The organism is Desulfosarcina sp. BuS5 (assembly GCF_028752835.1).
Lineage (GTDB): Bacteria > Desulfobacterota > Desulfobacteria > Desulfobacterales > BuS5 > BuS5.
The window spans coordinates 2002804-2023997 of sequence record NZ_CP087952.1; the positions used below are offsets into that span (position 1 = coordinate 2002804).

The following is a 21194-nucleotide window of genomic DNA, read 5'->3' on the forward strand; positions in this document are numbered from 1 at the left end:
AATAAAATTGACAGCAAGGGAAAATATTCTTTGTTGTCAATTTTATTATCAAAAACAGCTTCACAGGTTTTTTCAAATGACCCCAATCTTTTTCAATAATTTAAGCAAAAGTTTTTCATACGGTTTCCGTGGCCGCCAAAAGGTTTTAAAATCAATCTCGCTTGAAGTTGAGCAAGGCGAGGTCTTCGGTTTCCTGGGCCCCAACGGCGCCGGTAAAAGCACGGCCATAAACACGACCCTTGGTTTTATCAAGCCTGATAACGGCGAAGTTTTAATTAATGAAATTTCATCAAGGGAGACATCTGCCAGAAAATATATCGGATACCTCCCGGAGCATCCTGTTTTTTATGAACACCTGAAAGCCTGCGAACTTCTTGAATTCAGCGGGCTCGCCTCCGGTATGCAAAAACAGGAATTAAAAACAAGAATTGATCCGATTCTTGAAAAAATGGAACTGCTCCCTTTTAAAAACAGGCTGGTCAAGACATTCTCAAAAGGGATGAAACAAAGGATCGGGCTGGCTATGGCCATGATTGCCGACCCTCCCATCCTGATTTTGGATGAACCGATGTCCGGGCTTGATCCCATGGGCAGAAAACTTGTCACCGACCTTATCCTGGAGCTGAAAGCGGCCGGAAAAACCATATTCTTTTCCACCCATATCCTGAATGATGTGGAAGTGTTGTGCGACCGAATTGCAGTGCTTCATAAAGGTTCAATTCTCTATTCCGGTTCAACCCGTGATTTTATTTCAGAGAGCGGTAATCTGGAAGATGCTTTTATGGAACTTGTTAAAAAGGATTTAGCTGTTGGCGGTTAGCTGTTAGCGATTAGCTATTAGCGGTTGGCTTTTAGCTAACAGCTAACAGCTAACAGCTAATAGCTAATAGCTTTTAGTAGAATGAAAGATTTTAAAAAACTTAAAGTATGGGAGAAAGCCCATCATCTTACACTACAGGTCTATAGAATTACAAAGAATTTTCCTTCTGATGAACGTTTTGGGCTTACGGTTCAGCTACGCAGGGCTGCGGCATCCGTTCCAACGAACATCGCTGAAGGTTGCGGACGAGATAGTGAGCTAGAACTTGCCAGATTTATGAGCATCGCTGCCGGATCTGCAAGCGAGGTGGAATACCAGCTACTTCTCGCTTGCGCTCTCAGTTATATACAGAATGAAACATATAGAGAACTTAATCAACAAGTCAATGAGGTAAAGAGAATGTTGAACAGTTTCATCCAAAAGCTAACAGCTAACAGCTAACAGCTAAAAACTAACCGCTAAAAAAAAACAGGCAAACCATGAAAAACAACAACATTTGGCTTATTGCAAAAATCACTTTTAAAGAAGGCATCAGGAGCAAGATATTATACGGCATCGCTCTTTTATCAGGACTTCTTTTTATATCCAACCTGTTCATTACCCAGCTTTTTGCCCTTGAAATCGGAAAAGTGGCAGTTGATGTCGGTTTTTCGGTTCTTTCCCTGGCAGGTCTTTCTATAATTTTTTTCCTGGGAATAGGACTTTTAAGCCGTGATTTACACCAGAAAAATATATGCATGATAATTTGTCATCCGATTTCCCGCTTTAAATATGTAGTCGGCAAATTTTCAGGTTTGGCCCTTTTTCTGGTGATTGCGGTGGGCATCCTGGGAGTTTTTGCAATCCTTTCATTATGGCTTGGCACTAACGGCGCAGGGGGAATGGAAACTCTGCGCAATTTTTCATGGAGTATGTTGTGTTGTTCCATTTTTTTTAATTTGCTTTCCCTTTTAATGATCCTTGCTACCGGCTTTCTTTTTACAGCAGTAACAACCAGTGTTTATTTATCAATGCTCCTGACATTTTTTGTTTATATTATCGGAAATACTCTCGACACCATTATAAAGGTATTACTCAAGGGCGAGTTTGTTCAGGTAAACCTGCTGGTTTTAAAAGGACTGAAACTTGTTTCATGGATTTTGCCGAATCTTTCCGCCTTTGATCTCAAAACAAGTCTGGCATATGGGCTGCCACAGGATCCGGTTTATCTTTGCTGGTTGACCGGTTACGGCATTTTATATACCTGTGTTGTACTCTCTGCCGCAACGATAATTTTGCATTTTAAGGATATAAGTTGATAAAAAAAGCATTAATCATCAGGATTGTTTTACTTGTTATCTTAATCGGCGGTTATGTATGCAGCGCCCTTAAGGTAAACCATTTTCGCGACAGTGTCCAGTCATCACAACGGGCATCGGCCTTTATGGTCTCACCTGAACTGCTTGAAGTTGCGGCCGGGGAGTTCAAAGGCATACTGGCTGACTATCTTCTTTTAAAAGCCTCAACTTTTCTGGGCGGACGATACTCCACAACCAAAGAAGACTGGGAAGCGGTTTATACCCTTTTCAGCCAGTCCCTTGCTTTGGATCCTTATTTTTTTCAAACCTGTTACTATATCCAGGCAACCCTGCCCTGGGAAGCCAAAATGCCCCAACGCGCAATCGAACTCCTTGAAATATCAAAGCAGCACCGTCCCTGGGACTGGCAGCCGGGATTTTACATAGGCTTTGATTATTACTATTTTCTTAAAGATAATCTAAGCGGCTCAAAATACCTTATGGAAGCATCGGAAAAGCCCGGAGCATCTCCATTATTAGCCCTGCTGGGCGCGCGTTTATCTCAAAAAGGGGGGCAGGCAAAAGCGGGAATAGTCTTCTTAAAGACCATGTATGAAAATGAAGAAAATGAAGACACAAAAAAACAGATCGAACAAAGGATCCATGCACTTCGCGGTGTTTTGATTATTGAAAAAGCAATAAAAAAATTTACCATAAAATATAACCACCCCCCAAAAAAGCTTGACGAATTAATCACAGCAAAAATTTTGCCCGCCCTGCCTGAAAATCCCTACAAAAAATCTTTTGATTATAAAGACGGCATGATAGGATTTTAAGCCAATCCATGGAACACAGATGCACACAGATAAACACAGATATAGATTGTCACATAAATAATTTCACTGCGTTATATGCATACATGCTTACTGATGGAAAACTTACCGATTTCGCTTATCGTTGCCAGCCCCTCAGCTTAACGTTAGAAGATTAGAAATGATGAAGATGACGAAAAAATATTTTATTTTCTTAGCTCTTATGTTCTGGACTTTTATTTATATTTCGGGATGCGCTTTGTTTTTTCCACCAAAGGGTAATAGATACTATTTTCCTGAATTATATCGTGGCTGGGTATGCATACATTATAATGTTGAAGGCACACCTCAGCTTACCATTGAAGATGGTTATCTCGTACATAAAATACCGGAAAACGGCCTATTGGTTACATCATCTGCACCACGACTGATTGCACCTGTACGTGACGAGTACTACTACTACAGCAATAAAGGCATTCGAAAAGCAAAAGAAATAGAGCATGGCGGCGGTTACACAAAACAACAAAAATTAAAAAAAGAAATCAAACTTTATTTCTGGATAAGTTGTTGCGGGCATATTAAATCGGATTATGATAAATATATAAAAAATCATATGGATATAGATGCAGACCCTGAATGTGGGAGATGGAAGCGATAGAAATTTCTAAGCAAGCTAATGCAGCCAACGCAAAAAAAACGCGCGGCTGATTAGCGCCGTTTAATAGTTAAGACAATTAAGGCCGCTCAAAAATAATATCAGAAAATTCAGGCTTGCAACTGTCTATGACGACGTGTTCAAAATCCCGTAAAGTTTGGTTTCTTACAGACTCCAAAGTATTTTTTATGGTAGCTCCACTATTTAGCGCTGCGGTAAGGATTGTAATAAAAGGAGGGCTGCTTCATTTTTTAAATTTTTTTCTGACGTGCCAGTTTTCCATGCTCAGGCCTTCAAAACACTTAAAATCCGGGGTGTTGTTTGTGACCAGGACAAGACCATTGGTTATGGCAATAGCCGCAATCTGTCCATCCACAAACGGAGGAGTCAGTCCCTTTGAAGTTAAACGTGCCCGTATTTCAGCATGCCATTTTGCTGCATGTTTATCATAAGGAAGGATAGGAATAGTAGTACAAATTACGTTACGAAGGAATAGTTCTATAATCGATCTTTTTTTGGATTTTGGAAGACGGTGACAACCATACTGTAATTCATGCCACACTACAGACGCAGTTGTAATAGTATGCTGATGCAGCTTAATTTTTGTAAGCACAGATTGATTCGGAAATGTTTTAACTAATTCCGATAAAACATTTGTATCTAATAAGTATTTCATTTTGGCCAGTTAATTTTTCGGCCGGTAGTTGTATCACGCAAACCTTTAAAATCATCGTCACTAATAATAACGCTCCTGTTGTTGAATGCGCTAGATCGAAATGTTTGAAATGTCAGCCAAAATGTTTTTTTTGTTTTGCAAGACGTTCATAGTCATAAAGCGATAACAGCACAGCAACAGGTTTACCTCGTCTGGTGAATCTTGCAGAGCTGCCTGATTCTACGTCATGAATAATAGACGGTAATTTATTCTTTGCTTCTGCAATTGAATACTCTTTTTGCATATCCTCTCCTATTTTGAGAGTTAACAATAAATTTGATCTGGCTATTATAATAGCCATAAACATGTCTAAAGTCAAGACCGGAAAATTTGAACCTTCAGCTTTTTCCATTCTTCTATCCAAGGACTTCCCTGTATAATTCAGAATATCGCCTCGCCACCTTACCAGGGGCGCCATCATTGTTGCTGCCCAGTCAAAAGCACCCCGGGTGCTGGCAGATCATGTCCGCATTGCTGCTACTGAAATCTTCTGATTACCTCCGTGATATCTGTAACTGCAGGCAAAGGCCACAACCTTTGTCTGCACCATCTCTTTTATGGAAAAACAGTTCTACAAATTGCGTCGCTTTTTTAATGGTTCCTGTCATCTGGCTGTACTGAATTTGAGCGCCAATTCTGTGAATTTATTTTTGAGTGAGTCCTAAGTTTGCCAATATATTCTTGAACTGAACTACAGGATGATATATTCTCACTGTATCCTTTCAACAATGTGCGCACTCAATTTTGTGTAATTTTTTTCCCACATGCATTGGTACCCTCAGGGATATAGTCGTGAGAATGTTTGGGCGTGTAAGCGGGCGATCCGAACACTTTTCCATGCTTTTTGAATAGGATACCCTCCGGCTTTGCCGGAGGTTGATGACTTGCTGAAGATTGGGAAACAGGGAGACCTTATGCCAAAGTTGGGAACAGAATATAATAAAGAAGCTTTGTTTAATAAACTGAAATCAAAAGGTATTCTCTGGTGTTATTCAAAAATGCTATCATATCAGGAACTAGGTGATGAGTTGCTGATCGAGCATGTCCTGAAATATGGAGATTTTAATGATTTAAAAAGTCTGTTTGATATTTTTAATAAAAAAAGAGTGGAAAAGGTCTGGATCGATACGTTAATTTCAGATAAAAGATTTATTAAATTAAACTATTTTTTGGCAAGATTTTATTTTGATAAAAAGGTAGAAGCTGATTATTTTAAAAATATGAAAAATAGAAGATATGAAAAACTTAAACTACTTGCTTCCTGATACAAGAAAACTTTTGCTTAATTTTATGGAAAAGTCAGATTTTTTACATAAATATGTCCTGGTTGGTGGTTCTGCTTTGGCTTTACATCTTCAACACAGGAAAAGTGAAGACCTGGATTTTTTTACCTATGAAGATAGTTTTAACAAAAATGAAATATTTGAATATATCAAACAATTTGAATTTAAAGAAATTATTAACGAATCCAACGAACAGATCGACATCCTTATTAATGGAGTTAAAATAACTTTTTTTAATGCAAAATGGGATTTTTTAAAACCCCTGGGTATTGAAAAATTCAATCTTTCTTCCATTGATGCACTGGCCGCAATGAAAGTTAACACCCTTTTCTTAAGGGCAAAGTTCAGGGATTATTATGATTTATATTTTTTGGTAAAAGAAAAAATGGGTATAAAAAAAGTATTTGAATGTTCAAAAAATATTATGCAGGGAATCAATTTTAAACTTTTTTGTATAGCCCTGGTTTATATCGATGATATTGAGGATGATAATATTTCGCATCTTGATCCAAAAATTAATATTGCTAAAGAAGAGATCAGAGAGTTTTTTGAAGAAAAAATCAATATCCTGATTAGAGCAGATTAAAGAGGGTTCTGCACTGTTTTATTCCTTTAAGCCATCTCCATTTTTATCATATTTGATTATTTTTCATTAAAACGATTTCATTAAGAGGCATTGTTTGGCAGAGTGAGGCTTTTATAAGGAACATATAACGTATGGAAAATATATTGGGCTGCTTTCCATAGAATATTTTTTTCATTTAAAATCTGAACCAATCTATCTTCTTTTAGTCGTTTTGAGATGAATTCAGGATTACTGCTGACGCCTTCACCGCCCATTAAGGCTACAGGAGTTTGATCAAATTTAACTGAACAATTTCGGGCCGGCGCTCTGTAAAAAAAATTATAGTCCAGGCAAATTTTAAATCTGTTTCGAAACATTCCCATTTGATCAAACACACGTTTGTGTACAAAGCATCCCTGGTGGCGGAAAACAAATTTGAAATGATTCCACCACAGGTATTGAATCGGTTTGCTGAGTACCTTACCTTTAACAGGATGGTCTAAAATTACGGGAAAGCTTAAAATGTCAAACCTTTCGCTTTCTAATTGTGTAAATACATTATCCAAAATTTCAGGATGCAGAAGCTGATCATCTGCCTGTATTACTATAATATAACGTCCGCCGGCCAGGGCGGAGACCTTTGTTAAGCGCATCTGAAATGCCATGATCAGGTTTTGAAATCCAGGCAAGATTATATGTGTTTTCGTATTCCTTAAGAATTTCCAGCGTTTCATCTCTGGAACCGCCGTCTATGACGACGTGCTCAAAATTCCGGAAAGTTTGGTTCCTTACAGATTCCAAAGTCTTTTTTATGGTAGCTCCACTGTTGAGCGCTGCGGTAAGGATTGTAATAAAAGGAGGTTCGCTCATTTTTAAAACTTTGGTAGTTAACTTGAGAGACTAAAGTTCTGCCGTCATGCCGGACTCGATCCGGCATCCAGCTTCATTATGCTGTTGGAATTATTCTGGATTCCGGCTTTCGCCGGAATGACGTCACGAATGAATCAGCACCTATAATATCAATGCCTTAAAAGAACTTTGGACTCTCAAGGTAGTTAAAAAACCTGTTTCATTTATAATCCGGCACTATTTGTTCCTTAAAACCTTTACATTTACCTCACATCTATAGATTTTCAGACGGAGACAAGATATGACTCCAGTGCGTTATAAACAGCTCCTTTTGTTTCCGAAACATATAAATCAAAAGGAATCCCTTTGAAGGAAAGATATTCAACGTCTTACCAGCAATACATCCTTTCCCAGTTCCTTCAGCAGTTTTATTGCCGGCACTTTAATCCCGCACTGACCGGCCAGCCACATGGCGGCATACTCACTTTTCACTATTGAATAATGATCTGTGGTGGATGAGAATTTGGCAATCCATTTATGATTTTTATCACGCAATAAAGACTTGGGTCTGGCTCCACCAACGCTGGAACCATGCAATAGGGCATTACCCAGCGATTCCGGCAGAGGTTGCCCTGTTTCAAGTTTTTCCGCTGCATTAATCAAATCTTCAATCGATGCCTGCCGGTCAGGTTGAATATCCGTGCAGCCTGTTGGTTCCGGGCTTACATCCAGCGCTCCGATTCTATCTCTTCCTGCCTGAAGAAGGTAGTCAAGCTCAGAGAGAGCCCGGCCACCAGATTTATATATCAAAACTCTGCGTCCCCATGCATCAGGAGCCGCATCTCTGATGACATTATGTGTTTCACCAAAGGATGGCGAAAAAATACCTTCTTGTAAAGGAAGTTCAAAAGGGTCAAGCGCTATGGCATTTGATCTTTCCAGATAGCTACGACCGTAAACAAAGCTATAAAAGGTATTGTCAGCCTCAAGTTTACCGCAAACTACTGGTTCGTATTCACCTGGCAGCCATATCCGGATATATGCCTCAGAAGTCATTATCTATTGTTTTTTTGCGTTTTCTCACTCTGTTTGGCAGCGCCCTTTTGAGTTTTGTTAAAAGATCACTGACCACGGTATCACTTCTGCCTCCCCCCATAGCCTGCCAGGTCAGAATCGGCAAGCCAAGAAGCCAGGCCGCGGTCAGATACCAGCCGATAGCCACTTCTATGGCGCCTTTTTCGATACGTCCAACAGTCATACGATTAATTCCGATGCGTTTGGCCAGTTCTTCCTGAGTCCATTGTTTTTCTTTTCTGGCGCAGGCAATCATTCCGCCAATCTCCTTAAGAGATTCCCGCACACTCAGAGGAATTGATAGTGTATTTTTACTATTCATTTGCTATATATTTCTATCTCAAAATTATATTATGGTAGTTTTATATATCTTTTAACTCTGGATGTCAAGCTGTTGCCGACTAAAAACGTCGTTCATTTCTCAGTCTTAAACCTTCCCTTCTCCAGTTTTTTAACCCTATCCCCTCTGCTCTCTGCCGGGGACATCCCTGTATAATTCAGCATATCGCCTTGCCACTTTTTTGATATCAAAACAGGCCACGGCTTTTTCTCCGGCCTTTATGCAAAGGTCTTTATGACGGGAATTATCGGATAGAACCCAGTTGATGCCAGAGGCAAGGGCACTGGTGTTAAATGGCTTTGCAAGGTAACCATTTAGTTTGTGATCAATCATATCCGGCATGCCACAGATATCAAATGCAATAACCGGAGTGCCGCATGCTAATGATTCAATTACTGTATTCGGCAGATTATCCTGCCTTGACGGCGCAACCATCACATCTGCCGCAGCATAGAGGAGCGCAATGCCGATATCGTCATGCAAACATCCCAGATAATGGACCGGCAGACCGAAATCTGTAGGGTTTTCCGGTTCTCTGTCGCCAAAAACAATCAACTCTGCATTCCTTCCTTGCTAAAGTTTGACGAAAGAAGAAAAGACGAAACAGAATGCCAAAATTTAAAGAATATCTACGGCATTGAAAATGTTCCAAGTGATTCCAGAATGCGTGAAATTTGTGATGAAATAGACCCAAAGAAATATATAGCTCCACTATTTAAAGTTCCTTTCCGACAGCTTCAGCGTGGCAAAGAGCTAGAATCAATGGTTTTTTATAAGGGATGCTACCTTTTAAATCTGGATGGCACCGGTATCTTCTCATCTAAAAAAGTAAGTGCCCCATATTGTATGGAAAAAGTGAACAAAAAAACTGGAGAAATTACTTATTATCTTCAGATGTTGGGAGCGGCAATCGTTCATCCCGATTTTAAAGAAGTCATTCCTCTATGTCCTGAGATGATTATCAAGCAGGACGGTACGACTAAAAATGATTGCGAACGTAATGCAGCTAAGCGTTTTTTCGAGCAATTAAGAAAAGATCATCCCCATTTGTCATTCATTATTAACGAGGATGCTTTGAGCCCTAATGCCCCACATATCAGAGACATGAAGAAATATAATCTTCACTACATTCTTGGAGTCAAGCCTGGAGATCATAAGTTTCTTTTTAATTTTGTGAAAGATGCAGCCTATGATGGCCGAACCATTGAATTTACAATTGAAGATAAAAAAAACTCTGACATAACGCATCGTTTTCGAATTCTGAATGAAGTTCCCCTGAATAAGTCAAACCAGGAAATGCAGGTTAATTTTATAGAATACTGGGGATATTCAAAAAAAAGGGATAAAGTAACTTATCATAACACATGGATAACCGATTTTACCTTGACCAAAGAAAATGCCTATATAATCATGCGTGGCGGTCGGGCTCGCTGGAAAATAGAGAACGAGACCTTCAACACCCTTAAAAATCAGGGCTATAATCTTAAACACAATTACGGGCTTGGAGAAAAATATTTAGCTCCAGTTTTTACAATGCTAATGATGCTGGCTTTTCTTGTCGATCAAACTCAGCAACTGTGCTGCCCTTTATTTCAGTCCGTATGGAAAAAAACAGGAAGCAAAAGTTCCTTATGGGAAAAGATAAGATCTTATTTTAAATGCTTCATAGTTAAATCAATGGAGGCTATTTTGAGGGCATTACTCTATGGCATACAAACTCAACCCCTGGAACAACTGATTGATGTGCATAACACTTCCTAATTCATCTGCTGCAGTTTGCGGCTGCAAAGCATTATTTTCAATTACTTCTAATAGGCCAAAAAATATGAATGTGAGGGCTGATGGATAGCTATGTGCTTGAATCGACAATTTTAGTCTAAGCTCATAGTGTATAGCGCAATTTTATATGGCATTTATGGTTTATTGTTGTTTTTTAGAGTATTATATTACATAAATTCCCGGCAATTTGGATGCTGATGAGGATATCCTCTAAAAAACGTTTTACGTCGGGAATTGCTGAAACAGCAGCAGATCAAGTTCAGCGCCTCCATGGGTGCCCCGGAAGTAAAAATCTTCAGCGCCGGTTACTTTTAATACTTGCTCAAGCGCAAAGCATTCCCGGTTCGCATAAATCCTTCAAGAGAGTAAAAAGGTAACGAAATAATTTTATTTTTGGAATCATAAGGCGCCTGGGATATTTTTATCCCTTGCTGCATCTGATATTTTTCCATGAACATGCGCATACTTTTCATTCTACCTGTCGAACCTGACTTTATCTCAATTGGTATTACACTTCCCCCTTTTTGAATTATGTAATCCAGCTCTGCATTACTGTTTTTCGCTTCACGAGCCCAGTAATATAACAAAGGCTTGCTGTAAGGATTCTGATACGCCAAAAGTTCCTGCCCGACAAACTGTTCAGCAACAGCCCCTTTAAACAAAACAGTAAAATCTTCTGCCTGCACTGTATCTGTATATATTCCATTTACGGCATGTAATAATCCAACATCCAAAAAAAGCACTTTAAAATAAGCATCATTTACTCCAGCTTCCAATGGCAAACCGGCGCCACTTGTACGTTTAATTTTTCGCACTACACCCGCCATTTCAAGTAATTCAAGGGCTTCTTTTAATTCTCTGGATTTTATTGCATTATCAACATGTGCATAAATAAATTTTCGCCCTACCATTTTAGGGACAGCATTATATATTTTATTAAGATATCTATGCTTTAATTTTCTGGAATATTTCCCAAAATCATCCTGGTATGTATCAATTATTGCGCGTTGTATTCTTTGACAGGCGATAATATCTCCTGTTTCACAATATTCTTGCACTACAGCAGGCATACCGCCGAGAATAAAATATTTTCGTATGTATTCATTAAGTTTTACATGTAGAGACTCAGGAAGGATCTGCAATCTATTGTGATCATGAATATGATTACGAAGATTTTTTTCTCCTGTTGCTTCAATAAATTCGCCAAAGGACATTGGAAAAAGATACACATATTGAATTCGTCCTACAGGCACACGAAAATTTTCAGATTCAAGAGTAAATTCCACCAATGAACCTGCAGCAATAATATGTAACAGCGGCATCTCTTCATAAAAATAACGCAAGGCCATAATTGCTGAAGCACAGTCCTGTACTTCATCAAAAAATAAAAGTGTTTTTCCCGGTTCAACTCTTTTACCGGTAAACAGGGAAATTTTTTCTAGTATATTACGAGGTTCTAATGAATTAAAAATTTCTTTATATTCAGGATTCTTTTCAAAATTAAGAGTAATCAAAGAATCAAATTCACGCTTCCCAAACTCATTCACTAAAAAGGTTTTTCCTACTTGCCTTGCACCACGGACAAGTAATGGACGACGATTTCTATCTTTCTTCCATTGATATAATATCTCATATAAATCTCTTTTCATGAATTAAAATCCTTAGGTCTCGCAAAAAAATAACAACTCAAATATTTTCGGATATTATCCAATGTATTTATATTATATTTATGGATATTTACCAATGTAAATATGCTGGTAATATGAAACCCTTGCTTTTTCCCTGTTTTTTTGTGTTTATTGCACCCTGGCTGATATCATATAGGGTATTTGGTGAGACCAGAACGAACAAGGGGAAAATTCATAACTGCCGAAGTATTTTTGATGAATTGATATTCTCCAGTGGTATGACAAATGTTTCAGGGTCAAGGAGATATGATTTTGTGCCCGGGTAGACAATAAAAACCTTTTCAAGATTAAGATCCTGTTGAGCAATTTTAATCGACTTTGTCATTCGTGGAGCATCATTACATTTGAATTCAAATCCGAAACGTTTTCCATTTTTAAACAGCAGCAGATCAAGTTCAGCGCCTCCATGGGTGCCCCAGAAATAAAAATCTTCAGCGCCGGTTACTTTTAATACTTGCTCAAGCGCAAAGCCTTCCCAGGATGCGCCGTATTTGGGATGCTGGAATAGACTTTTGGATGAATTGATTGAAAGTAAGGCGTGCAGCAGGCCGCTGTCTCTTATGTATATCTTCGGTGATTTGACTTGACGTTTTTTGATATTTTCAAACCAGGGTTGTAGTTGTCTTACTACATAGTATCCGCTGAATTTCGATAATAACATAGTATATCAGCATTGTTCATATATTAATCATAGAGAATTTTAATCTAAAATTTTAAGCTCATTTGTGGTATTTTAATTGAATTTTGGTAAAAAACGGCAAATTGTTAACACCTATAGACGCACCTCTCCTATCCGCATATTTTTTAAAATCAACTATTTTTGATAAAATCCTTGTTCGGCTTATGCCAGCCCGAGTTTCATCAGTTTTTTTTCTTCAATCTTTTCTCCCATTAGAAGCTGAATAAACTTTTTAAGATTATAAGCGGTTTGACAAAGCAATGACCATATACGGTCTCCTTCAAATCCTCTATAAAGACTGCATCCAAAACCTCTAATATTTTTTGCAATAGCTATGAAACCTTCTGTTGCTGAACGGGCTTTACAGCAAAAACTCTGTTTTTCTTCGGATACATCTTTTTTACGCCCCAAAAAAACGTTACTGATATTGTCTGCAATTTTAAAATTACCATTGCTTCTGTAACCAAGGTCGGTAATAATATTTTCCGGTTCGCCTTTCATCCGTTTTTTGAACTGTTCGAGTGTTCCAGCAAAAAGCGTTTTATCATTTGGATTACCGATAAAATTTTCAATGGTAATCATGAATCCTTCCCTATTGAAAGTCATTTCCATTGTTGTGCCGAATTCACACTTCGGATGCTCTTTTCCTTTTACAATCGGGCGGGCATCCGGTTCATCAATGGATACAATCCGGTTTTTTATCTGTTTTTTACCTTCGAGTTTTTCTAAGGTTTGTGCTTCAAGAATAGTAAGAATAGCAAACATATTGTCAGCTTTTATTTGTTTTTTCTTTGTGGTCTTTAATGATTCAACTTTTTTATCAAATATTTTTAGAGCAGGAATAAATAATATATTAAATTTGAGTAACCATTCCAAACGGTTTTGTTTTTTGTTCAAAAAAAATTCTCGCCATAATTTTTTTACTTCATTATTGTCCCACCACAAGGAGATTTGATGCAAAACGGCAAATTGTTTCATTTTGTCAAAAGCTTTAAAAATTAAATGTACATCATTTGGATAGATAACGTTATTTTTCAATACGCTTGAATCTATCATAGCATTATCACCCTGTATTATCCCAGCTTTGCGTAGAACCTCAAAAACTTCTTTTTCTATAATTTCAACACCTTCTTCACCTATACGTTTTCGAAATACACATATAGAACTCGGATCCAGGCATGTTTGCAATTCCTCATTTGTGATGTTACAAAAATATTGAATATAGTGGTTTTCTTTTATATGCTTAACCATTTGCCTATCACTTAATTGATAGTATTTTATACAAATCAAAATCGCTGTCATCATCCTGAGAGATTTTCCAAAAGCACCCTGACTGGTGTTATAAAATTTACACAACTTTGTAATCATTTTTTGCCATGGAATTATCCCACGGATAATAACCAATTCCTGAACTGGATTGGTTATATTTGCTTTCACCCATTCATCAGAAAGAACTTCTTCAAAAGTATTTTTTATCATCAGAATACCTCCTATCCTTTTTAGAGTGCTTAAAATACCATTTAGCTGCAATTTAAAAAATGGCATATACTGCTATGGATAGCAAAGCATTTCTTTCATAAAAAAGAAATTCAGCAGATACTACATAGGCGCCCGACAAAATATCAAGATATCTCCTTGCGGTTCCTTCAGAGCTGCCCAGTGATCTTGCGAATTCCGCCGCATTCCAGATCTGACCATGAAAGTGGGCTGTCATGGTCCAGAACCTGCGAATGGTCATCGCCGGAATCGTAATGCCCAGTTGCGGAATGTCACGTTCCAGAAAGGTTTTTATAAAGTTATTGCGCCACCTGAAGCTTGCGGCTTCTGTTTTAGCAAGATATGAATTCGGAAACCCACCCCTGATCCATAATTTATTAAAATTAACGCTGCCGATTTCACGTATATCAAAACCGTCCATTTCAATGAAAGTTACTCGTCCTGCAAGGGACTCTGATACATTTTTAACCAGGCGGGGGGAGGCGCTGCCAAGGATCAGAAACTTTGTTTTTTTTCTGTTTCTGTCAGCAAGGACCCTTAGAACAGGAAAAAGGTCCGGTTTTCGCTGTATCTCATCGATGATGGCCAGTCCGTCTATGCCTTCAAGTGTGAACATCGGGTTTTCAAGGCGGGTCAGATCCACAGGATTTTCAAGATCAAAATATTCGGCTTTTATTTCTTTAGCGATAGTTCCTGCTATTGTGGTTTTTCCACATTGCCTGGGGCCGAGTATGGCTGAAACAGGAGTGTGCTTCAAGCCTGATCGAATACTCTTAAGATAATGCGGTCGTAATATCATAGGCTAATTATATCCATGAAAATCAGAAAAGCAATAGCCGATTTACACGGTAAAGTAGAGACCTTTAAATTTTGCCGGAAATAGTCTGAATTGTCATTCCCTTGAAAACGTGAATCCAGTATTATCAATTAGTTATAGATTACCGCTTTCGCAGATCAAAACACTGGGATGTTTCTTAAGCTCCGGCTGCAAATTGTTGCATTCCCTCATGGGAAAATTGGGGGGATGTCCATTCGTTCCCTCGTTCCCAGGCTCTGCCTGTTTTAGATCAGCGGTTTTACTGCCACCAATCCTTTTAACCCGATATAGTCACGGCCGCTGGAATATCTCCAATGCTCAGGTTTGTCAACATACCCTCGTTTAACAGGATTATAGTAAATATACTCTATAGTTCCGATCGGCATTTTTTCATTAACCTATAACAGCCACGCTGGTTTTTTGTGTATTTTTAGTCCGTTCCATATTTTTGCATAGCTCCGCTTCTTGTTTTACAAAATTAGCCTTAACACAAGCAACAAACATGCTTGAGATGATTCTTGTTTATGTATAAATAAGTGAATTATGGTATGTTCTTTGCTTTATTTTATTGATAAGGATAAGGCCAAGAATAAGGATGATTAATCAAATAAGCGCTGAATTCAATTCTATACCAGTTTACAGGACATTTTATGTATTCCTTCAAAAATAATTTGTAACCGTTCACGGTTACAAGCGGCATAATTTCCTGTTTATAAATTGAATCTCAGGCCATCAACGTAAGGCGGGACAGCTACTTTAGTGGGATTCGTCGCTTACGCTCCTTAATCCACCCTACGGTTCAAGAGCAACGTAAATTTGTAGGGTGGATTAAGCGAAGCGAATCCACCGAAACCCGCTGTATTTTTCAACCGTTAACTGTGAATCTATAACCGTGAACGGTTACCAAAAACCTAACCGGACACTACTGAATTCTTCAATAATTTCAAGGCCCAGGGTTCCCTGGCCGGTAATGATATCATAATCATCAAAAGGATGAATAAAAGTTAAACCTTGTTGCGCAAGTTCAAGCGCTTTTTCAAGACTCTGCCCGACACTGCTGCCATGAAGGATAACTTTGCCTCCATATCCACGTGTGGCCTCCTGTTTTGTAATAGAGGCCCATTCAGGCATAACAATGGTTGCCTCTATGCCGGCCTGTTTGGCAGCAAGGGCAACGCCCTGGGCGTGATTTCCTGCTGATGCAGCCACAACGCCTCTTTCCCGTTTTTTGTCAGGAATAGTGTGCAGCTTGAACATTGCTCCTCGTATTTTGAATGAGCCTGTTTTTTGCAGATTTTCCAGCTTCAGATAGATATCGCTTCCGAATCTTCGGCTGAATGATGGGGAATAGACAAGAGGTGTTTTAATGATACTTCCACCTATAACTTCAGCAGCATGGCGGATTTTATCCAATGGGATCATGGCTTAGGAACTATAGGTGGAAATCTATGGGAATGGTTAATCCTGATATTTAAACGTTGCACAGGCATCGTCCGACTCCCAGGCGGTTACGCTGGAAACTTTAACTCCGTGTTTGTTTATCATGGCCTGTAGTTTATGTGCAATATATAGAGCAATATTTTCCGAGGAAGGATTCACGTCTTTAAAATATTCAAGTTCATTAAGGAACTTATGGTCAAGGCTGTCAATTATTGTGGCAATATACTTCTTGAGTTCTCCAAAGTCTATTAACACGCCGGCATCATTAAGAGTGCCCCCAGCCACGCATACTTCTATTTTCCAGTTGTGTCCGTGAAGATTCTCGCATTGCTTGGTAACCATTTTCAACTGATGCGCAGCCGCAAAACGGGTAATAACCTTTAATTCAAACATTGTCACTCCTTGAATTTAGATTTCCAGCTAATTACATGAAACTTTGGATCATAGCGGATTATTGTGGAGATTCTATTTGTTGAGCATATACTAATTAAACTTATGCCATCAGTTATTAGCTGTTGGGTATTAGCTTTTAGGCATCTTTCATTAATGCCCAAAAGTAGTTAACACTTTTTTTTAATGTCAAAATCAGTATTTTACCGCAGAGTTCGCTGAAAACGCTGAGATATTACATTAAAAATTAAGTAGTTTTCTCTGCGTTTTTTGCGTTCTCGGCGGTAAAATTTAATTTTTTATACAAAATAAATGTAAACTGAGAATGAAGGATGCCAGCTTTTAGCAGTGTTAATACCTAACAGCTAAAAGCTAATAGCTGTTCATCATGGATTACCACACTAATCCGTGATGAACCGAAACTTTATAGTCTTCTGGTAGGCTTCTCAATATCTATCCCGCAGACTTCATAGATTCGCCCTTGATTATATTTTTTAATTTATGGGAAAACTTGCCGGATTCAATCCTGGCAAATTCTTTCAGGAGTTTTTCCTGTTTTTTGTTGAGATTGGTTGGGGTTTTCATTTTCAGATGTATTATCTGATCACCGCGCCGGCCGTCTCTGAGAGATGGTATCCCTTCGCCCATAAAACGAAACAGGTCTCCAGGCTGGGTTCCCTTGGGAATTACAAGTGTTTTTTTTCCGTCAAGGGTCGGGACTTTTATATCGTCGCCTAATGCAGCCTGTACAAATGAAACAGTAACACTGCATATCACATTCGTGCCGTCACGCTCAAAGAAATCATGCGAATCAACATAAATAAAAACATAAAGGTCACCAGGAGGCCCACCTTTAACACCAGCCTCTCCTTCAGCAGTAAGTCGCAGCCTTGATCCGGAATCGACTCCGGCGGGAATTTTGACCGATACCTTTTTGGTGACCATAACCTGTCCGGTTCCCCTGCATTCCAGGCAGGGATGAGGGATGCTTTGGCCGTTGCCCTTGCAGTGATGGCAGGTTGTTCTGACTGTAAAAAAACCCTGGCTCCTGGTAACCTGACCTGTCCCCTTACAATGGGGGCAGGTTGCAGGGCTTGTTCCTGGCTCGCAGCCGCTTCCGTCACACACAGAACAGACTTCCCGCTTCTCTATTGTTAAATCCCTGTTCATTCCAAATGCCGCTTCCATAAAACTCAATGATAAGTCATACCGGAGATCGGCTCCTTTTTTAGCGCCGGAACGTGTTCGGCCTCCGCCCCCGAAACCGAAAAGGTTCTCAAATATACCTCCAAAGTTTGAAAATATATCATCAAAACCGCCAAACCCTGAAAAACCAGAGCCTTCCAGTCCCTCATGGCCGTACTGATCATAAATGCCCCGTTTTTGAGAATCATTCAAAACATCATAAGCTTCGGCCGCTTCTTTAAATTTTTCTTCAGCTTCCCTGTCACCCGAGTTTCTATCCGGATGATATTTAAGTGCAAGCTGTCGGTATGCCTTTTTAAGCTCAGGTCCATCAGCGTCTCTGGCGACGCCAAGAATTTCGTAATAATCCCTTTTTGCAATCATGTAAATCCCTGTTTAAAAGTCTTTTATTGTAAAAGTGGAATAGATATGATAATTTATTTTAAAAATAAAATGTAATATAGAATTTATGTTTGAACATAATCCCTTTATCGGAATTGTCAATGCAAAAAACAGAACTTCCTTTTATCAGGGAGATGTTTGATAAAATAGCTCCCAGATATGATCTGCTTAACCATCTGCTAAGTCTGGGACAGGATATTTTGTGGAGAAAAGCCCTGGCATCTGAACTGAATGTCTCCGGCAAGGGAAGAGTCCTTGATGTTGCCTGCGGAACCGGAGATATAGGCATGGAAATTTTAAGACGGGAAAAATCAGAAGTAAATGTTTTTGGCCTCGATTTTTCAATTAACATGCTTATGCTTGCCAGTAAAAAAATTAAAGGTAAAAGCAAAGAATCCAGGTTTCATCTATCTGCCGGAAATGCTTTTTATATTCCATTTAAAGATAATACATTTGATGCTGTTACAATAGCATTCGGCATAAGGAATATTGGCGACAAATTATCAGCATTAAAAAGTTTCCATAACAGTCTGAAGCATGGCGGTATGCTTCTAATCCTTGAATTAAACACACCCAAAAAAGGACTCCTGCTGAATAGCTATTTGCTTTATTTTAAAAAAATTTTGCCCTTGATAGGATGGTTGTTTTCAAAGAACCTTGCGGCATATCAATATCTTCCGGATTCAGTCATTAATTTTCCAAGGCCGGAAAAATTTGCTGACATAATGATTAAAGCGAATTTTTCAAATGTCAGATGGAAAGGGTTGACCTCAGGTGTTGTGAATTTGTTTATTGGCCACAAGAAGTAGTTCAGATAGTATAGACCGTCAAATAATTACCCAAGTTTAAAATTTGACACAAGTCCAGGGGGAGTAGGGGTTCAAAATCTTGAACCCCTACTACGACGACCGATAACGCAATGAAAATTATTTATGTAACGGTATTGATTTTTGCCTGTTGGGTGTGAAAGTTTCCGTTACTTTTTGTCATCATCTTTTATTTCTTCAAAATCAGCATCGACAACATCATCGTCAGGGGGTGAGGTGGCTGATGCTCCTTGCTGGGCGGCATCAGGGCCCGCCGGTCCTGATCCCGGGCCTGCTTGCTGACCCGCATCCTGGGAGGCGTTTTTATACATCGCTTCTGCCAGCTTATGGGCTGCCTGGGATAACTCCTCGCTGATACGTTTGATCTCTTCAGTATCTTCACCTTCCATAGCTTTTTTAAGACGCGGAACCACATCTTCCACGTTCTTTTTTGTGTCTGCATCAACCTTATCGCCAAGATCTTTTATCGATTTTTCGGTTGAATAGATCAGGCTGTCAGCCGTGTTGCGGGCCTCAATCAGCTCTTTTTTCTTTTTATCGTCCTCAGCATGAAGCTCCGCATCCTTAATCAGAGCGTCAATTTCTTCCTTTGACAAGCCGGAAGATGCCGTAATCTGGATCGACTGCTCTTTTCCGGTGGCCTGGTCTTTAGCCGACACATTAACAATGCCGTTTGCATCTATATCGAAGGTCACTTCTATTTGAGGCACGCCGCGCGGTGCCGGTGGAATCCCGACCAGTTCAAAACGTCCCAGGGTTTTATTAGCCGGAGCCATTTCACGTTCACCCTGCAGCACATGGATTGAAACTGCGGGCTGGTTGTCCGCTGCGGTGGAGAAGATCTGACTCTTTTTGGTTGGAATGGTGGTGTTTTTTTCTATCAATCTGGTCATCACTCCACCCAGGGTCTCTATGCCCAGGGAAAGGGGTGTTACGTCAAGGAGCAGAACATCTTTTACATCTCCTTTTAAGACTCCACCCTGTATGGCAGCGCCCAGTGCAACCACTTCATCCGGATTAACACCCTTATGGGGTTCTTTGCCGAAAATCTTTTTTACGCATTCCTGTACGGCCGGCATGCGTGTCATTCCGCCAACCAGCACAACTTCGTTAATATCGCCGGCCTTTAGACCGGCATCTTTTAGAGCTGTTAAACATGGCTTCTCCAGATTTATCAGAAGGTCGCTGATAAGAGATTCGAGTTTGGCCCTGGTAACTTTAATATTCAAATGTTTGGGGCCGCTTGCATCTGCGGTGATAAAGGGGAGGTTCACATCCGTTTCTATAGATGTGGAAAGCTCCATTTTGGCCTTTTCCGCAGCTTCTTTCAGCCTTTGGAGGGCCATTTTGTCGTTTCTTACATCAATACCCTGGTCTTTTTTGAATTCATCTGCAAGGTAGTTTATTAACCGGAGATCGAAATCCTCTCCGCCCAGATGTGTGTCGCCGTTAGTCGATTTAACTTCAAAGACTCCTTCGCCTATTTCGAGAATAGATACATCAAAGGTTCCTCCGCCCAGGTCGAAGACTGCTATCTTTTCCTCTGTCTTTTTATCGAGTCCATATGCCAGCGATGCCGCAGTAGGTTCATTTATTATTCTTAAAACATTAAGGCCGGCAATTTTGCCGGCATCCTTGGTGGCCTGCCTCTGACTGTCGTTAAAATATGCCGGAACGGTTATTACAGCCTCTGTAACAGGTTCGCCAAGATATTCTTCGGCGGTCTTTTTTATATTAGCAAGAATAAATGACGAGACCTGGGCCGGGCTGTTTAGTTCATTATTAAGTCTAATACGAATATCGCCGTTAGATGCTTTTTCGAGTTTATATGGAAGTACTTTTATATCATCCTGAACCACATCCGCATCATATTTTCGGCCGATCAATCTTTTTACGCCAAAAACCGTATTTTCAGGGTTAGTAATCGCCTGTCTTTTGGCAATCTGGCCGACAAGACGTTCGCCACTGTCTGAAACGGCGACTATCGATGGCGTTGTTCTTCCACCCTCAGTATTAGTAATAACCTTTGCGTCGCCGGCCTCCATTATTGCGACACAAGAGTTAGTGGTTCCAAGATCTATGCCTATTACCTTACCCATC

Annotated in this window: 25 protein-coding genes and 1 pseudogene; 9 read left to right on the forward strand and 17 right to left on the reverse strand. The window is 39.5% G+C overall.

All coding sequences use genetic code 11. The features are described from left to right. The first annotated feature begins 76 nt into the window (after nt 1-76). The 5 genes from BuS5_RS09850 to BuS5_RS09870 all read left to right on the forward strand — a co-directional run bounded on the left by BuS5_RS09850 (nt 77) and on the right by BuS5_RS09870 (nt 3567). On the forward strand, nt 77-820 hold the full coding sequence (locus tag BuS5_RS09850) for an ABC transporter ATP-binding protein (protein ID WP_035265202.1): 744 nt from the start codon (nt 77-79) through the stop codon (nt 818-820). A gap of 81 nt (nt 821-901) precedes the next feature. Continuing rightward, nucleotides 902-1261: a four helix bundle protein gene (locus BuS5_RS09855; RefSeq protein ID WP_027353734.1), complete on the forward strand. Its 360-nt coding sequence runs from the start codon at nt 902-904 to the stop codon at nt 1259-1261. Between the two features lie 38 nt (nt 1262-1299). After that, nucleotides 1300-2118, forward strand: a complete 819-nt coding sequence (locus tag BuS5_RS09860; RefSeq protein WP_027353735.1) for an ABC transporter permease — start codon at nt 1300-1302, stop codon at nt 2116-2118. Then, on the forward strand, nt 2115-2933 hold the full coding sequence (locus tag BuS5_RS09865; RefSeq protein ID WP_027353736.1) for a hypothetical protein: 819 nt from the start codon (nt 2115-2117) through the stop codon (nt 2931-2933). The genes BuS5_RS09860 and BuS5_RS09865 overlap by 4 nt, the downstream gene beginning before the upstream one ends. Nucleotides 2934-3168: 235 nt before the next feature. Continuing rightward, the gene (locus tag BuS5_RS09870; protein WP_274428163.1) at nt 3169-3567 is read left to right on the forward strand and encodes a DUF6843 domain-containing protein; all 399 of its coding nucleotides are present in this window, start codon (nt 3169-3171) and stop codon (nt 3565-3567) included. A gap of 76 nt (nt 3568-3643) precedes the next feature. Here BuS5_RS09870 and BuS5_RS20455 read toward each other — a convergent pair whose 3' ends face one another. From BuS5_RS20455 to BuS5_RS09880, 3 genes are all read right to left on the reverse strand, one after another. Beyond that, on the reverse strand, nt 3644-3793 hold the full coding sequence (locus tag BuS5_RS20455) for a glycosyltransferase (protein ID WP_157487370.1): 150 nt from the start codon (nt 3791-3793) through the stop codon (nt 3644-3646). A gap of 15 nt (nt 3794-3808) precedes the next feature. Then, nucleotides 3809-4240 (reverse strand): type II toxin-antitoxin system VapC family toxin, encoded by a 432-nt coding sequence (locus BuS5_RS09875; protein ID WP_027353738.1) that lies wholly within the window; start codon nt 4238-4240, stop codon nt 3809-3811. A 112-nt stretch (nt 4241-4352) separates the two neighbouring features. After that, the gene (locus BuS5_RS09880; protein WP_198012234.1) at nt 4353-4631 is read right to left on the reverse strand and encodes a type II toxin-antitoxin system Phd/YefM family antitoxin; all 279 of its coding nucleotides are present in this window, start codon (nt 4629-4631) and stop codon (nt 4353-4355) included. Nucleotides 4632-5145: 514 nt separating this feature from the next. On the opposite strand from BuS5_RS09880, the gene BuS5_RS09885 reads away from it, so the two are divergent. Then, nucleotides 5146-5544: a hypothetical protein gene (locus BuS5_RS09885; RefSeq protein WP_027353739.1), complete on the forward strand. Its 399-nt coding sequence runs from the start codon at nt 5146-5148 to the stop codon at nt 5542-5544. Next, nucleotides 5516-6148, forward strand: a complete 633-nt coding sequence (locus tag BuS5_RS09890; protein WP_027353740.1) for a nucleotidyl transferase AbiEii/AbiGii toxin family protein — start codon at nt 5516-5518, stop codon at nt 6146-6148. The genes BuS5_RS09885 and BuS5_RS09890 overlap by 29 nt, the downstream gene beginning before the upstream one ends. An 80-nt stretch (nt 6149-6228) precedes the next feature. Here the strand turns inward: BuS5_RS09890 and BuS5_RS09895 are convergent, their stop codons facing one another. The 5 genes from BuS5_RS09895 to BuS5_RS09910 all read right to left on the reverse strand — a co-directional run bounded on the left by BuS5_RS09895 (nt 6229) and on the right by BuS5_RS09910 (nt 8945). Further along, nucleotides 6229-6780, reverse strand: coding sequence for a hypothetical protein (locus tag BuS5_RS09895; protein WP_084445875.1), 552 nt, complete (start codon nt 6778-6780; stop codon nt 6229-6231). Beyond that, on the reverse strand, nt 6716-6997 hold the full coding sequence (locus tag BuS5_RS20460) for a glycosyltransferase (RefSeq protein WP_084445878.1): 282 nt from the start codon (nt 6995-6997) through the stop codon (nt 6716-6718). Before BuS5_RS20460 ends, BuS5_RS09895 begins: the two co-directional genes overlap by 65 nt. A 360-nt stretch (nt 6998-7357) precedes the next feature. Then, nucleotides 7358-8032: a type II toxin-antitoxin system HipA family toxin gene (locus BuS5_RS09900; protein WP_035265230.1), complete on the reverse strand. Its 675-nt coding sequence runs from the start codon at nt 8030-8032 to the stop codon at nt 7358-7360. Then, nucleotides 8022-8372, reverse strand: coding sequence for a helix-turn-helix transcriptional regulator (locus tag BuS5_RS09905; RefSeq protein ID WP_084445881.1), 351 nt, complete (start codon nt 8370-8372; stop codon nt 8022-8024). Before BuS5_RS09905 ends, BuS5_RS09900 begins: the two co-directional genes overlap by 11 nt. Nucleotides 8373-8507: 135 nt before the next feature. After that, nucleotides 8508-8945: a glycosyltransferase gene (locus BuS5_RS09910; protein ID WP_051374731.1), complete on the reverse strand. Its 438-nt coding sequence runs from the start codon at nt 8943-8945 to the stop codon at nt 8508-8510. A gap of 15 nt (nt 8946-8960) precedes the next feature. Between BuS5_RS09910 and BuS5_RS09915 the strand changes: the two genes are divergently transcribed. Then, nucleotides 8961-10151: a transposase gene (locus BuS5_RS09915; RefSeq protein WP_198012235.1), complete on the forward strand. Its 1191-nt coding sequence runs from the start codon at nt 8961-8963 to the stop codon at nt 10149-10151. A gap of 515 nt (nt 10152-10666) precedes the next feature. Here the strand turns inward: BuS5_RS09915 and BuS5_RS09920 are convergent. The 8 genes and pseudogenes from BuS5_RS09920 to dnaJ all read right to left on the reverse strand — a co-directional run. Then, nucleotides 10667-11818, reverse strand: a pseudogene (locus BuS5_RS09920) (ATP-binding protein); the annotation flags it as partial. Nucleotides 11819-12029: 211 nt separating this feature from the next. Next, nucleotides 12030-12518 (reverse strand): DUF4143 domain-containing protein, encoded by a 489-nt coding sequence (locus BuS5_RS09925; RefSeq protein ID WP_051374733.1) that lies wholly within the window; start codon nt 12516-12518, stop codon nt 12030-12032. A 180-nt stretch (nt 12519-12698) separates the two neighbouring features. Then, nucleotides 12699-14015: a transposase gene (locus BuS5_RS09930; RefSeq protein WP_274427662.1), complete on the reverse strand. Its 1317-nt coding sequence runs from the start codon at nt 14013-14015 to the stop codon at nt 12699-12701. A gap of 52 nt (nt 14016-14067) precedes the next feature. Next, nucleotides 14068-14832 carry an ATP-binding protein gene (locus BuS5_RS09935; protein ID WP_051374804.1) on the reverse strand — a complete coding sequence of 255 codons (765 nt, stop codon included), beginning with the start codon at nt 14830-14832 and terminating at the stop codon, nt 14068-14070. Nucleotides 14833-15095: 263 nt separating this feature from the next. Next, nucleotides 15096-15236: a hypothetical protein gene (locus BuS5_RS09940; RefSeq protein WP_198012258.1), complete on the reverse strand. Its 141-nt coding sequence runs from the start codon at nt 15234-15236 to the stop codon at nt 15096-15098. A gap of 514 nt (nt 15237-15750) precedes the next feature. After that, on the reverse strand, nt 15751-16272 hold the full coding sequence (locus BuS5_RS09945) for a threonine ammonia-lyase (protein WP_084445990.1): 522 nt from the start codon (nt 16270-16272) through the stop codon (nt 15751-15753). 36 nt (nt 16273-16308) lie between these two features. Beyond that, on the reverse strand, nt 16309-16683 hold the full coding sequence (gene queD / locus BuS5_RS09950) for a 6-carboxytetrahydropterin synthase QueD (protein ID WP_027354065.1): 375 nt from the start codon (nt 16681-16683) through the stop codon (nt 16309-16311). Nucleotides 16684-17133: 450 nt separating this feature from the next. Then, nucleotides 17134-18249 carry a molecular chaperone DnaJ gene (gene dnaJ / locus BuS5_RS09955; RefSeq protein WP_027354066.1) on the reverse strand — a complete coding sequence of 372 codons (1116 nt, stop codon included), beginning with the start codon at nt 18247-18249 and terminating at the stop codon, nt 17134-17136. 119 nt (nt 18250-18368) lie between these two features. Between dnaJ and ubiE the strand changes: the two genes are divergently transcribed. Further along, the gene (gene ubiE, locus BuS5_RS09960; protein ID WP_035265528.1) at nt 18369-19076 is read left to right on the forward strand and encodes a bifunctional demethylmenaquinone methyltransferase/2-methoxy-6-polyprenyl-1,4-benzoquinol methylase UbiE; all 708 of its coding nucleotides are present in this window, start codon (nt 18369-18371) and stop codon (nt 19074-19076) included. Between the two features lie 167 nt (nt 19077-19243). On the opposite strand, the gene dnaK is transcribed toward ubiE, so the two are convergent. Beyond that, nucleotides 19244-21193, reverse strand: a complete 1950-nt coding sequence (dnaK, locus tag BuS5_RS09965) for a molecular chaperone DnaK (RefSeq protein ID WP_027354068.1) — start codon at nt 21191-21193, stop codon at nt 19244-19246. Between the last annotated feature and the right edge of the window lies 1 nt (nt 21194).

Bases quoted from the DNA above. Each gene is read 5' to 3' on its own strand.
- BuS5_RS09850 (WP_035265202.1), top strand. From the start codon at position 77: ATGACCCCAATCTTTTTCAATAATTTAAGCAAAAGTTTTTCATACGGT.
- BuS5_RS09855 (WP_027353734.1), top strand. From the start codon at position 902: ATGAAAGATTTTAAAAAACTTAAAGTATGGGAGAAAGCCCATCATCTT.
- BuS5_RS09860 (WP_027353735.1), top strand. From the start codon at position 1,300: ATGAAAAACAACAACATTTGGCTTATTGCAAAAATCACTTTTAAAGAA.
- BuS5_RS09875 (WP_027353738.1), bottom strand. From the start codon at position 4,240: ATGAAATACTTATTAGATACAAATGTTTTATCGGAATTAGTTAAAACA.
- BuS5_RS09880 (WP_198012234.1), bottom strand. From the start codon at position 4,631: ATGGAAAAAGCTGAAGGTTCAAATTTTCCGGTCTTGACTTTAGACATG.
- BuS5_RS09890 (WP_027353740.1), top strand. From the start codon at position 5,516: ATGAAAAACTTAAACTACTTGCTTCCTGATACAAGAAAACTTTTGCTT.
- BuS5_RS09895 (WP_084445875.1), bottom strand. From the start codon at position 6,780: ATGCGCTTAACAAAGGTCTCCGCCCTGGCCGGCGGACGTTATATTATA.
- BuS5_RS20460 (WP_084445878.1), bottom strand. From the start codon at position 6,997: ATGAGCGAACCTCCTTTTATTACAATCCTTACCGCAGCGCTCAACAGT.
- BuS5_RS09900 (WP_035265230.1), bottom strand. From the start codon at position 8,032: ATGACTTCTGAGGCATATATCCGGATATGGCTGCCAGGTGAATACGAA.
- BuS5_RS09905 (WP_084445881.1), bottom strand. From the start codon at position 8,372: ATGAATAGTAAAAATACACTATCAATTCCTCTGAGTGTGCGGGAATCT.
- BuS5_RS09925 (WP_051374733.1), bottom strand. From the start codon at position 12,518: ATGTTATTATCGAAATTCAGCGGATACTATGTAGTAAGACAACTACAA.
- BuS5_RS09930 (WP_274427662.1), bottom strand. From the start codon at position 14,015: ATGATAAAAAATACTTTTGAAGAAGTTCTTTCTGATGAATGGGTGAAA.
- BuS5_RS09935 (WP_051374804.1), bottom strand. From the start codon at position 14,832: ATGATATTACGACCGCATTATCTTAAGAGTATTCGATCAGGCTTGAAG.
- BuS5_RS09940 (WP_198012258.1), bottom strand. From the start codon at position 15,236: ATGCCGATCGGAACTATAGAGTATATTTACTATAATCCTGTTAAACGA.
- BuS5_RS09945 (WP_084445990.1), bottom strand. From the start codon at position 16,272: ATGATCCCATTGGATAAAATCCGCCATGCTGCTGAAGTTATAGGTGGA.
- queD (WP_027354065.1), bottom strand. From the start codon at position 16,683: ATGTTTGAATTAAAGGTTATTACCCGTTTTGCGGCTGCGCATCAGTTG.
- dnaJ (WP_027354066.1), bottom strand. From the start codon at position 18,249: ATGATTGCAAAAAGGGATTATTACGAAATTCTTGGCGTCGCCAGAGAC.
- ubiE (WP_035265528.1), top strand. From the start codon at position 18,369: ATGCAAAAAACAGAACTTCCTTTTATCAGGGAGATGTTTGATAAAATA.
- dnaK (WP_027354068.1), bottom strand. From the start codon at position 21,193: ATGGGTAAGGTAATAGGCATAGATCTTGGAACCACTAACTCTTGTGTC.